This window comes from Pragia fontium (assembly GCF_900638655.1).
Lineage (GTDB): Bacteria > Pseudomonadota > Gammaproteobacteria > Enterobacterales > Enterobacteriaceae > Pragia > Pragia fontium.
In genome coordinates, this window is record NZ_LR134531.1 from 2,166,923 (window position 1) to 2,181,219 (window position 14,297).

General features: G+C 41.8%; 4 protein-coding genes. All 4 read right to left on the reverse strand.

Features of this window, described 5'->3' with window-relative positions; all coding sequences use genetic code 11:
- Positions 1-603 precede the first annotated feature (603 nt).
- The 4 genes from EL341_RS09435 to EL341_RS09450 all read right to left on the reverse strand — a co-directional run bounded on the left by EL341_RS09435 (position 604) and on the right by EL341_RS09450 (position 13,713).
- The gene (locus EL341_RS09435; protein ID WP_126467642.1) at positions 604-3,432 is read right to left on the reverse strand and encodes an autotransporter outer membrane beta-barrel domain-containing protein; all 2,829 of its coding nucleotides are present in this window, start codon (positions 3,430-3,432) and stop codon (positions 604-606) included.
- A gap of 643 nt (positions 3,433-4,075) precedes the next feature.
- Entirely contained in the window at positions 4,076-6,928 is a 2,853-nt protein-coding gene (locus EL341_RS09440) for an autotransporter outer membrane beta-barrel domain-containing protein (protein WP_074822455.1), read from the reverse strand.
- A 598-nt stretch (positions 6,929-7,526) separates the two neighbouring features.
- Complete coding sequence (locus tag EL341_RS09445) at positions 7,527-10,748, reverse strand: autotransporter outer membrane beta-barrel domain-containing protein (protein ID WP_126467646.1); 3,222 nt, start codon at positions 10,746-10,748, stop codon at positions 7,527-7,529.
- A 133-nt stretch (positions 10,749-10,881) separates the two neighbouring features.
- Complete coding sequence (locus EL341_RS09450) at positions 10,882-13,713, reverse strand: autotransporter outer membrane beta-barrel domain-containing protein (protein WP_126468260.1); 2,832 nt, start codon at positions 13,711-13,713, stop codon at positions 10,882-10,884.
- Positions 13,714-14,297 lie beyond the last annotated feature (584 nt).

Genomic DNA, 14,297 nt, shown 5'->3' on the forward strand with positions numbered 1-14,297 from the left:
AACACTTCCCTTTTATTCCATGATCTCTGCTGGCAATTCGTATGACCGAAATAACTTGTCTATTATTTAATCAAAAAATAGACTATCCCTTAAAAATCAATAAAACACTCATTTGAAATATTCAAAAACTGTAAAATGAGTTTGATTGAAAGATTAAAATTAACAATTCAAGTTTTAATCAGCGCTCATAATAAAAGTCAAATTTAGTATTTAATTTTTAGAATAACAAATCGTTAATATCTAACCTTTACCTTTATTTGATAGATTCCAACTATCAAAAGCAATTGATTCGATCGAGGCAACCAATTTAAATTGTTAGTATTTTGATAGGAACCCCAACCCATCTGGAATTACATAACTAATTGTTATATAAATAATTTAAATAAAAAATAAATTAAAAAAAACAAAATAAATTAAATTTAAAACTTATTAATTTAATTAAGATTAAATAATAACCACTCTTTTCATCGAGTTATAACATAAGGATTATAATGACTTACATACGATTGAATGATTGAATGATTGAATGATTGATGAGCGATCAACATGGGCCATGATAAATCACAGCCCATTAATAAGAAAAAGGAAAAAATTAATCAGTAATTAAAAGCTAAATCGGTAGCCTGCATTAATCTGACTCTGGTTAAACTTATCACCGGTTGAGGCATCTAAATCCAGGTACAAGGTATGCTGTTGATTCATCTGAGCGCTTACCCCAACCCCGTTATTCCACCAATCGCCTTTAAAGCTGTGGCTTTCTGGTGAACCATTCAGTCGATAATCGGTATCGCCAGAAAATTCGCGCAGATAACCGGTTTTCAGATAAACGTTGAGAGAATTATCACCCTGTTGAAGCTCATATCCCACTACTGCACTGACTCGGCCAATCATCGACTCATAACTGCCCAAATCGACTTTCAAACCATTCGAAGCAACAACATTACTGGTACCTTGATGGCTGTAGCTGAATTGCGCCTGAGGTTCAATATAGAAACCGTTGCCCGGTTGATTCAGGCTAAATTTCTGCCCGCTTTCCAGTGACGCACTGAAACCGTTCGAGGTTCCATTACCGTTAACCCGATTGCTCTGGCTATCCTTGACGTTAAAACTGTTTTTGATATGGCTATATTTTGCCACCCCATCCAAATAAAAACCGTTATTCGCCATATAGGTAGCATACAGACCTGCGCTATCGGATTTAGTTGTACCGTCCCCAGAGCGATAATTGGGTTTACCGTGAGTTTGTCCCATAAAAATACCGGCAAATAGCGGTAACTCGGTTGAAACGCGCTTGTCCGCCCCCAGTTGTATCCCACTATAATTCATATCAAAATGGCTTAACTTGCCACCAGCAAACGAATCAAATTTACCGGCAAATCCTCTTAGCCACATATCACGGTTCTTACCATTCTGGCGCAAATCGCCCATACGCTGTAGCAGCGTTTGAGTTTCCGCATAGTTCATCAGATAACCAATATTGAGGAAATTAGCTCCGGCATCAGCCGATGTGCTGATCGATGGATCGGGGTCTGGTTGCGGTTTAGGCTCTGGCTTAGGATCGGGCAGTGGCACATCAATCCCGGAAGAATACAGCTCCCAGTTGGTACCATTTTTACGCACATTATACAGGTAGCCGCCCAGTTCCACCTTGCCGGTACTGGTAAATGTCGCCTGACCATCCTGAGTTTCCACCACGGTTAACACTTCATGACCGGTGGTAGCCAGACTACCGCTATTTAAGACCGTCAGTTGATGATCCCCTGCACTTTCCCCTGTAACCACCAGTTTATCGCCGGTTGATGCAATACCGTCACCCACCAGATCGGTACGCAGAATGAAACGACCATGACCACTCAGATCGCCAACGGTTAACAATGAACCCGTTTTATCTTCGCTAAAATCCACCGTACTGTGGTTCAGCACCAGCTTATCCAGATTGGAATCTGCCGTCATATTCCAACGGCTATCAGTCATGGTGATATTCAATTCACCACCATTAACATTGTCACTAGATGCCCGGCCACTCCACAGAGAGCCGGACTGCATATCAAGATTAATCAGCCCACCGTGCGATAAAATGCCGCCCTGAATATTCAATTTTCCCATCGCGTTAATACGACTGGCCGCATATCCCTCAGTATGCTGAGTGGCTATCGCCATATCGGCCGGATTAGCCATATAAATCGTGGTATCACCGGTTAAATCTATCTGGCTATTGGTCTGAGCATAAACACCGCGCGTAGCGGCCGCTCCTTTAATCATCAGGTTATCACCGGTTATTTTACCGCCACCTAAAGCCCAGAGCCCTCGTCCTAATGCGCCAGCGCGGTCAATGTAAATATCCGTATTGGACAAATTAACAATAGAATTAAACTGAGCCGATGCCCCATAACTTCCCCCGGAAGAGATGGTATTGCGCTGAGCCGCCGTTCCTGAAAAATTAACCGTAGCCGTACCGCTATCTGTATTATAAGCAACCAATGCGCCAGCCTGGGTAGCGGAAAGATGGCTGCCAGCACCGATATTGGTCACCCCGTTATCACGGGTATCAATCGCGGCAGAATTCGCTCCCGTTGTTTTTATCGTTAATCCATCCGCCTTAAAATCACCAAAATTCCACACGCCATGTGATTCTGTACCGGATGTGGTTATTTTGCTATCTGTCCCTAAATTAACAATGCTTGAGTTACCAACCTGAACCCCATGAGAGAATTCACCTTTCGTATCGATGGTTAATTCTGTGGCTTCAAACTTGCTGCTACCAGATATCCTAATACCGTAACTTTCGTTACCCGTTGTGTAGATAGCACTGCCTTGACCCAAGTTAATCAATGTATCGTCAGCATCACTCCGAATACCCGCTCCAGAGTTGTTAGTCTTATCCCCAGTCGTGGTCATCATCACTAATAAGCGCTCGGCCTGTAGCGTGCTTCCCGAACTATGAATATAAATACCATTCATCGAACCGGAACCATTAATCATTATCTTACTGTCTGAGCCCAAATCTACGCTGGCATTCTTACCACTAATATCTAAACCAGTAGGATATGTACCATCAACCTCAAGCGATAAACGATTAGCCGTCAATACACTGTTGTCACCAGCTATGATAATTCCGTTAGCAATTGAAGCCGGGTCATTAACAATGATACTAACGTCATTGGCGAGATTAATATTGGCTGTTGCATACTGATTAAATACACCATACAGATGTCCATTATTACGCAGATCGGCAATAATCTTATCTCCATCATTCAACTCGATGGTATTGGCATTCTGACTACCTAAATCCGCCGCCCAAGCAGGATGTTGAAAGATAAAGGCGCTTAAGCTCAGCAAACCCGCCATGGCCAGTTGCTGATTTAGTTTATGTTTAGAAAATCGACCGGTGAGCTTTCCCAAAAATTCCTTTTGATATATAAGCATATCCATTATAACGCTATCCCTTTTATTCCATGATTTTTGTTGGCTATCCATATTGCCTAAATAACCTACCTATTATTTATAGCTAGAAGGAATACTCCCTTAACTCTCTGAAAAACAATTATTTTAAAATTAACAAAAACAAATTAGAGATTAAATTAGATATATAACCCTAACGAATTGAAGTGATAATATAATTTCATCAGAAATAATGAATTTAAGTTAATGTTTATTTTTTTAAATAACAAATCGTTAATATCTAAACTCATTAAAAAAACAATAGCCAAAATCTACCAAAAGCAACACTTACATCGATTTTATCGATCGATAGAGCATGGGATTTAGTATTCTCACGTTCAAGAAAAACATCAAGAAATCAAACTATCCAATTGTTTTTATTTAAATTAATTTTCATTGTTAATGAGTGATTATCTTATTTAAGGTATCATTAACTCTAAAAAAACCATCTCTATGTACTTAATGAAATTCAATACGCTAAACAACAATTCTTACAAAAAAAATCAAAATTAACTTTAGTCATCATACTAAGAAAAAATAATTAAAACGGGAAAAACACTCTTTAATAGAAGCTTAAAAAAATGAGCCATAATTTTTATGACTCATTGATAAAAAAAGAAAATATAATCAGCGATTAAAAACTAAACCGATAACCTGCATTAATCTGGCGTTGGTTAAATTTATTACCAGTTGAGGTATCTAAATCCAGATACAGAGTATGCTTTTTATTCATCAGAGCACTGACCCCGACTCCGTTATTCCACCAACCACCTTTAAAGCTATGACTTTCCGGTGAACCATTCAGTCGGTAATCAGTATCCCCGGAAAATTCATGCAGATAACCGGTTTTCAGATAAACGTTCAATGAATTATCCCCTTGCAGTAGTTCATATCCCACCACTGCACTAGCTCGGCCAATTATCGATTCATAGCTACCTAAATTAACCTTCAAACCGTTAGAGGCCACAAGATTACTGGTAGCTTGCTGGCTATAGCTCAATTGTGCCTGAGGTTCAATATACCAACCGTGACCTGGCTGATTCAGGCTGAACTTCTGCCCACTTTCCAGTGAAGCGCTAAAACCGTTCGAGGTTCCATTACCGTTAACCCGATTGTTCTGGCTATCCCTGACGTTAAAATTGTTTTTGATATGGCTATATTTCGCTACCCCATCCAGATAAAAACCGTTATTCGCCATATAGGTGGCATACAGACCTGCGCTATCAGATTTGGTGGTACCATCTCCGGAGCGATAATTAGGTTTACCGTGGGTTTGGCCGATAAAGAGGCCAGCAAACAGCGGCACTTCGGCGAAAACGCGTTTATCTGCCCCCAGCTGCATACCGCTATAATTCATATCAAAATGGCTTAACTTACCACCGGAGAACGAGTCAAACTTACCGGCAAATCCTCTTAGCCACATATCACCACTTTTGCCATTTTGACGCAGACTACCCATACGCTGTAGCAGAGTTTGAGTTTCCGCATAGTTCATCAGGTAACCAATATTGAGGAAGTTAGCGCCAGCATCTGCCGAACTGGTAATTGGTGACTCTGGATCGGGTTTTGATGGATTCGGTGGCTGCCCATCAATCCCGGAAGAATATAGCTCCCAGTTGGTGCCATTTTTACGCACATCATACAAATAACCGCCCAGTTCCACCTTACCGGTACTGGTAAACGTCGCCTGACCATCCTGAGTTTCCACCACGGTTAACACTTCATGACCGGTGGTAGCCAGACTACCGCGATTTAATACCGTCAGTTGATGATCCCCTGCACTTTCTCCTGTGACCACCAGCTTATCACCTGTACCCACTACGCCATCACCCACCAAATCGGTACGCAGAATAAAACGACCATTACCGCTCAGAGCGTCAACGGTTAGCCACGAGCCAACTTTATCTTCGCTAAAGTCTACCGTGCTGTTGTTTAGTACCAACTTATCCAAATTGGAATCTGCCGTCATATTCCAACGGCTATCGGTCATGGTGATATTTAGTGCACCACCGTTTACGTTGTCGCTATACGCTCGACCGTTCCATTGAGAACCAGACTGCATATCCAGATTAATTAGGCCACCTCGCGATAAGATCCCACCTTGAATATTCATTTTTCCCGTTGTATTAATCTGGCTGGGCTCATAATAATCATCAGATTCAGTGGCTATTGCGATATCAGTTGGGTTAGCCATATAAATGGTGGTATCACCGGTCAGATCGATTTGACCAGCGTATTGTGCATAAACACCGTAAGTCTCTGCTGCACCATGAATCGTTAGGTTATCACCGATTATTTCACCGCGATTTGAAGCCCAGAGCGCGATTCCCGCCTCGTTAGTTGGGTCAACGTTGGCTGGCTCAATATTGATATCGGTATACGCCAGCTTTATTTTTCCGCTATCTGCTGAATGCACGCCATAGGAACCACCGGCAAAAATCGTATTCCGATTGTTCTCTGTGCCTAAATAATAAATGATTCCCCTCTGATCGGTCAGGCTACTATATCGAGGAATAAAAAATTGTATCCCACTGCCCCGCTCAGAATAAATATGGCTACCGGCACCAATATTGACGACTCCACTAGGCGTTGCCTGAAGCGCAACCGATCTCTCACCTTTAGTATGAATAGTCAGCACATCGGCTGTCATTGTTCCCGAAACCGAAGCCCCTGTTGAATTTTGGCCGGAAGTCGTAATGACACTGCCACTGCCTAAATCAACTAAAGTATTCGCATCCGATGAAATCCCGGTAGATGAATCTCCTTGAATCGCTATGGTTAAATTATTTGCGGTCAATGTTGCTAGTCCATCACCTTCTGAATTAAAGGTCGAGATAACAATCCCCGCCGCGTAGGTTCCATTGGTCTCGATTATACTGCCTTGCCCCAGTTCAACCGATGTGCCTGACGAATGAATGACCAACCCATCAGTACTGTGGCCGGAGGTACTGATATAAAGATTATTTGCCGTTAACGTTGAAGCATTGGTGATATTAATGCCAGCATCCTGCCCGAAACTGGTTCCCGTTGTTCTTTCCGCAATAACACGACTGCCCGAACCTAAATCGATATGAGCGCCTTGACCAGCGATATTGATGCCTTGTACGCTATTGCCTTTAACCTCTACAGTTAAACGATTGCCATTTAATACGCTACCATTCCCTCTAATATCAATACCGGCCGATCGCATGGTATCAATGGCAGCAATCCTGACATCATTGGCTAAACTAATGTTTGCAGTACGAGAAGATTCATTCAGCACACCATACAACAAACCATAAAGGCGAAGATCTGCAGTGATCTTATCGCCATCATTCAGCACAATTGTATCGACATTCTGGCTACCCAACTCCGCCGCTAAAGCAGGATGCGAAAAGACCAAAGCACTCAAGCTCAGCAAACCGGCCATGGCTAATCGTTGATTTAAGCTATGTCTGGAGAAAGTATGGGTAGGCTTTGCTTGGAATTCCTTTCCATATGTAAACATATCCACTATAACACTTCCCTTTATTAATCATTGCTGCTGGCAATCTACATTACCGAAATGTTCCATCGAATATTTAGTTAAAAATTAGCTATTGGGTTGAATATATAACCCTGATATGTTGAATCAATAAGGTTATTTCACCAAAAATAGTTAGTTGAAATGAAGGTAATGTTTATTTTTTTAAATAACAAATCGTTAATATCTAAACTTTATTATTAAATGATAGTTAAAATCTACTGAAAGCAACATTTGTATCGATTTTAACGATGAAGCTACTGTCTGTTTTTTATATATTTGCTCCCTTAAGGCAAATGGATTCAATTATTACTAATTGATATTTAATAAAAAAATAAAAAACCCAGACCTGTAGTATTTTGAAAATCATTAATTTTTAATTTAAACCCACCATTATATTAATAATGTAAATCTATATTTCAAATGGCCATTTTTTACACATAAAATGGATGAAAACTAATATCCCATGCCATAACATGCAATTAAAATGAATCAAAAACACTCTTTAGACATAGCATCATAAAAAATGGGTCATGATAATTCATGACCCATTAATAACGAGAAGAATGGTATTCCCCAACTATCAGAAACTTAAGCGATATCCTGCATTAATCTGACGCTGGTTAAATTTATCACCGGTTGAGGTATCTAAATCCAGATACAAAGTATGCTGTTTATTCATCTGAGCACTCACCCCGACACCATTATTCCACCAGTTGCCTTTGAAGCTATGGCTTTCTGGTGAACCATTCAATCGGTAATCGCTATCTCCTGAAAACTCGCGCAGATAGCCGGTTTTCAAATAAACATTTAGTGAGTTGTCACCCTGTTGCCATTCATATCCCGTCACCGCACTGGCTCGGCCAATTATCGACTCATAACTACCCAGAGAAACTTTTAAGCCATTAGAGGCAACAATATTACTGCTACCTTGATGGCTATAGCTCAATTGCGCCTGCGGTTCAATATACCAGCCGTCACCCGACTGATTCAGGCTAAATTTCTGCCCGCTTTCCAGTGACGCACTAAAACCGTTCGAGGTTCCATTACCGTTAACCCGACTGTTCTGGCTATCCCTGACATTAAAACTGTTTTTGATATGGCTATATTTCACTACCCCATCCAGATAAAAACCGTTATTCGCCATATAGGTGGCATACAGACCAGCACTGTCGGATTTGGTGGTACCATCCCCGGAGCGATAATTGGGTTTACCGTGGGTTTGACCAATAAAGAGACCGGCAAACAGCGGCAACTCGCTAGAAACACGCTTATCAGCCCCCAGTTGTACACCGCTATAATTCATATCAAAATGGCTTAACTTACCACCGGAGAACGAGTCAAACTTCCCCGCAAACCCTCTTAGCCATATATTATCACCAGCATTGTTCTGGCGCAGATCGCCCATGCGCTGTAGCAGCGTTTGAGTTTCCGCATAATTCATCAGATAACCAATATTAAGGAAATTCGCGCCGGCATCGGCCGATGTGGTGAGCTGTCCTTCCCCCTCAGGCTCTGGTGGTAATACCGGTGGTGTAACAGGAGGTTGCTCCGGTTGTTCTGGTTCTGGCTCTGGTGGCGGCAAATCCAGGCCAGAAGAATACAATTCCCAGTCAGTACCGTTTTGACGTACTTGATATAAATACCCACCTAACTCAACTTTGTTATGCAGCGTAAATGTGGCGTTGCCATCTGCTGTTTCAACAACGGTTAAGATTTCATTCCCGGTGGTTGTGGCATCACCCCGATTTAATACATTAAGTTGATGAGCCCCAGAGCTGGTTCCGGTAACAATAATCTTGTCTCCCGAGTTAGTACTTCCATCTCCCACAATATCAGTACGCATCATAAACAGACCATTACCTGACAAATCATTCATTGTCAGACGCCCATCACCCGCTGTATTGAATATCACTTTACTATTGTTGGACAAAGCCAATTGATTAACGTCAGAATTCTGGTCAAATATCCAATTACTGCTGTCCATGGCTAAATTAATCGTACCGCTCTTCAGCTGATTTGCCGCCCCTTTCAGCACCGAACCACTCATCAGCGTTAGATCCAAACTGGCAGAATCTTGTGCCGTCAACGCACCGTTAATCGCCATGATTCCCGAACCACTAATCACGCTATTGTTACCGATCGCACTGATAGCAATATTATCGGTCTGGGTGCCAAACAGGTTGCTGGATAAGCTATTGATGACGGATGTCCCCGCCAGGGTGATATTGCTACCATTAGTGGCCGACACACCAATAATTCCGTCGCCGGTATTTAAGGTAAAATCGGTAGCCGTGATTGTTCCACCATCGGTAGCCCATAGACCATAAGCGGGTAGCTGATCGTTAAAGGCTTTATCTAAACGCCCCTGCCCACCCTGAATACTCAGCGTCGATCCGGCTGACTGCGCGCTGGCAATATAATTGCCCCCCGAGATTAATTGGCTATCAATAATCTCCGCAACGACTTTAGCGTCCGACTGTTCGTTCTTTAATAAAATTGTCCCGGCATTCTGGGAGATTAAGGTACTGTTACGAAGATTAACCTTCCCGGTTGACATAATTAACGCATTGGCTTGGTTACCCTGAGTATTCACCGTCAATTTATCTGCAGATAGCGTAGTATAATCATAGACCGAAGCCATATTGTTATTCACTATTTGCTTAATGCCTGCTGCACTTTCACCCGTCGTGGTAATTTTAGAGTTAGTCCCTAAATCAATGGTACTCGCACCATTATTATATAAACCACTGGCGTTTTTACCCTCGGTGCTAATGGTTAGTCCTGAGGCTTCCAACTTAGCTGAAGCGTTAGCAGCATAGACGCCATATCCTTTAATGCCGGTGGTTGATATCTGACTATTCACACCTAAATCGGCTCCAGCCCCCTTATCTAAATGAAGGCCCATGCCATTTATTGCAGTAATCTTTAGCGCATCTGCTTTTAACGTTGACGCATTACCTAATGAAATACCCACACTGGTAAATGAATCGCTTGATCCATTGTCCATCGTTGAGTCTCTCATTGATTGAATATTAACTTCACTTCCCCGGCCTAAATTGACGGCCACATTATCGCTTAACGATAGTCCTCTGACATAAGCCGTCATCGCCACGATATCATTAGCAACACCATTAACATTAACGCTGAGCCCTTCTGCATTTAACGTTGAATTTCCACTAACAATGATACCTATCGCCCCAGCTTTACTACTTGTCACATTAACGGATGAGGAGTCTCCCAGATCAATACGGCTACCGTCGGTGGCGCTATGATTAGCTGATGCCACTTTACTACTAATCCCGTATACCGTGCTTGAACTGTCAGAATAAGCGTTAACCGTTAACTGGGAAGCTGAGATGTGGGGATTCGTTCCATCATGAATATAGTGATCGATTCCCACCACTGAAACGTTATTATCCGTATCATATAGCCTAACGTTGATGGTTGAACCTACGCCTAAATTAAGCGTTTTAGCATTCGCAATATCTAACCCATAGATTGAAATATATTTCACATTGGCATCAGTTATTGTTGCGCTGAAATCAACATCGAATTTGCCATCCCCCAAATCGGCGAAATCTTTTTCAGCCACTAAGGCAGCGTATCCAATACCGTTAATCGGTAACTCATAGTTCTGAATAATAATGGAATCGCCTTTACCAGGTATCCGTTGATTTTTTTCTTCCTTGGTTGAAAAAACCGTTAATGGAGAATCATAAACGGTAGCAACGGCCGCGGGGACTAACAATATCTGTCCTGAAATAGTTAATAACGGCAATATAGCCTTATGAATACTTTTCAACGTTCGAACTCCCTATCTTATATATACAACCTGATATTGCAGACATTCCAAAATAATCATCTAAACCACAAAAATCGACAGACTTCCCATATAAAGAGATATCATTACCGACCATGTTGTCATCCATTCCCGTTTAAAAACTAAACCGATATCCGCCATTCATCTGACGCTGGTTAAATTTATTACCGGTTGAGGTATCTAAATCCAGATACAAGGCATGTTGCTTATTCATCTGAGCACTGACCCCAACACCGTTATTCCACCAACCACCTTTAAAGCTGTGGCTTTCCGGTGAACCATTCAGTTGGTAATCGGTATCACCGGAAAACTCACGGAGATAACCGGTTTTCAGATAAATATTCAGTGAATGGTTACCCTGCGGCAGTTCATATCCGACGACCGCACTGGCCCGACCAATTATCGATTTATAACTACCTAAATCGATTTTCAAGCCGTTAGAGGCAACAATATTATTGGTACCCTGATGGCTAAAACTCAATTGCGCCTGAGGTTCAATATAAAAGCCATTACCCAGCTGATTCAGGCTAAATTTCTGTCCACTTTCCAGTGAAGCGCTAAAACCATCCGAGTTTCCATTACCATTAACCCGATTGTCTTGGCTATCCCTGACGTTAAAACTGTTTTTTATATGGCTATATTTCGCCATTCCATCCAAATAAAAACCGTTATTCGCCATATAGGTGGCATATAAACCCACACTGTCGGATTTAGTGCTGCCGCCTCCAGTGCGATAATTTGGGCTGCCGTGGGTTTGGCCGATAAAGATACCGGTAAATAGCGGCAACTCGGTTGAAACACGTTTATCCGCGCCGAACTGTACACCGCTATACTTCATATCAAAGTGGCTTAATTTGCCGCCAGAAAAAGAGTCAAACTTACCGGCAAAACCTCTTAACCACATATTTCCACTCTCACCGTTTTGACGCAGGTCGCCCATACGCTGTAACAGAGTTTGAGTTTCCGCATAGTTCATCAGGTAACCGATATTGAGGAAATTGGCACCCGCATCTGCAGAAGTAGTAAGAGGTGGTTTAGGGTCAGGTTTGGACGGCAACTCTGTTTCAGGATCCGGTTTCGATGGAGGTACATAAACCCCTGAAGAGTACAGCTCCCAATGCGTTCCATTCTGACGCACATCATATAAATAGCCACCCAATTCCACCTGACTACTACTGGTAAAGGTTGCTACTCCATCTTGAGTTTCCACCACGGTTAGAATTTCATTACCGGTAGTGGCCAGACTACCGCGATTTAGTACCGTTAATTTATGATCGCCAGCACTGCTGCCGGTGACGATTAACTTATCGCTATAACCATCAACGCCATCGCCAACTAAATCGGTACGTAAAATAAATGAGCCATTACCGCTCAGATCGCCGACGGTCAGTAGTGAACCAACTTTATCCTCACTAAATTCCACCGTGCTATTGTTCAGCACCAGTTTATCTACGCGAGAATCCGCTGCCATACTCCAATGGCTATCGGTCATAGCGATGTTTAAAAAACCACCGTTAATCTGGTCACTGTCGCCTTGACCGATCCACTGTGAACCTGACGCCATCTTGATATCAATCAGACCACCGCGTGACAAAATGCCACCAATAATATCCATTTTTCCACTGGCATTGATGCGACTGGCAGCATAACCGTCATTATGCTGTGTCGTTATGGCTACACCTTCAGAGGTCGCCATATGAATAGTGGTATCGCCGGTTAAATCAATCTGACTATCGGTCATTGCATAAACGCCGGTAACGGCGTCTGCACCATGAATGACCACATGGTCAGCCGTTATATAACCGCCGCGTAAGACCCATAGTCCTCTGGCGATTTCACCATCACGATCAACGTTAATATCGGTATAGGCCAGATTTATTTTAGCACCCGCGCTTTGTGCTGACGCCCCATAAGAGCCGCCAGAGAAAATCGTATTTCGCTTATCTTCTGTTCCCAAATAGTTAATGGTGGCACCGTTACCTGAGGTAACAATACCGCCAGCTTGCTTTGAAAACATATGGCTGTCGGCACCAATCGTTGCACTTCCGCTGCCCAGAGATTGAAAAGCGCTTGCCCCAGCACCTTCCGTCTTCACTGTCAGACCGTCTGCGGTTATTTTTCCGTAGTTCAATACCCCAATGCCGTTCTGCCCAAATGTATCAATGCGGGTACCACTGCCTAAATCAGCAATTGAGTAATTCTGTAACTCAAGGCCATATCCGTTATAACCTTCAGTTTTAATCGTTAAAAGCGTGGCTTTAAGGCTCGATGGACCACTGCTATTACCAAAAATATAGATTCCCCGACTATTGGTCCCGTTAGTGGAAATAATGCTATTGCTGCCTAAATCTGCGCTAGTCTTATCGCTTTGAACGTTCAGGCCATTGATACTATCGCCTTTCGTAATAATCGATAAGTTATCAGCCTTTAGCGTTGCCCCGTAGGCAAGCTCGATACCCACACCTTGAGTATTATTTAAGTTCTCAACCCTAATAGAACTGCCAGAGCCTAGATTGGTCTGGCTATCAGTACCCTTAAGAGATATCCCTGAGGCACCTAAACCGATAACATCAACAGAAAGGCGATTAGCTTTTAATACCGAATTATCGCCGCCCAGGTAAATACCAACAGCATGTCGAGCAGAATCAACAGCGGTTATACTGACATCATTCGCCAAATTGATATTGGCAGTATTACCCATTTCATTTGACACGCCGTATCGCGACACGCCCTGCAAAATACGATCCGCAGTAATCTTATCGCCATCATTCAGAGTAATGATATTGGCATCCTGACTACCGATATCTGCGGCATAGACTTGATTTTGAAAAGAGAAAGCACTGAGGCTCAACAGACCAGCCAGAGCTAATCGTTGATTTAATGTACAGTAAGTGAATTTATTTGTGGGCTTTCCCTGAAATTCCTTTTGGTATATCAAGATATCCATCATAACGTTTCCATTTACGTTACCCCTCATTGTTCATTAAAAACCAAAGAGAAGTTAAATCAATATGTTAAAAGCCTGCTATTTTGTGTCTTATTGTTTTAAAAAGCGTAGGCTAAAAATTCAATGACACTACTCTAAAGATTCACCTAATATATTAAAATTAAAAAAATCAAATTAACCACAAGGAATCATAAAAGAGTGTCAAAAATAATTAATTATGACAAACGCTAATGTTTATCAATACAAAAAACAAATCGTTATTATCTAACATCCCCACCAAAACAATAGCTAAAAACTATCAAACAAGATAGAACAATCGAATTTGTCGATCCAAAGATTCTAATGAGTTAATCAATCTTCAATTAAACCAATGAGTAATAGAAAAAATCAGATCAATGAACGATACAATACCGATAATTACCAAATTTTTTATATGAAAAACATGTTCTACGCTGACATCAACTTCACAATCTCCGTTTGATTGGTAAATAAATATGTCAAAGTATAAAAAATCTTATCATTTGCTAAATTTAAATTTTTGATTACTTTTCACACTAACTCATGAATAGCAAAAAGTATGGTCA

Excerpts from the sequence above, each read along its gene's own strand:
- EL341_RS09450 (WP_126468260.1), bottom strand. The coding sequence starts at position 13,713 with ATGGATATCTTGATATACCAAAAGGAATTTCAGGGAAAGCCCACAAAT.
- EL341_RS09435 (WP_126467642.1), bottom strand. The coding sequence starts at position 3,432 with ATGGATATGCTTATATATCAAAAGGAATTTTTGGGAAAGCTCACCGGT.
- EL341_RS09440 (WP_074822455.1), bottom strand. The coding sequence starts at position 6,928 with ATGTTTACATATGGAAAGGAATTCCAAGCAAAGCCTACCCATACTTTC.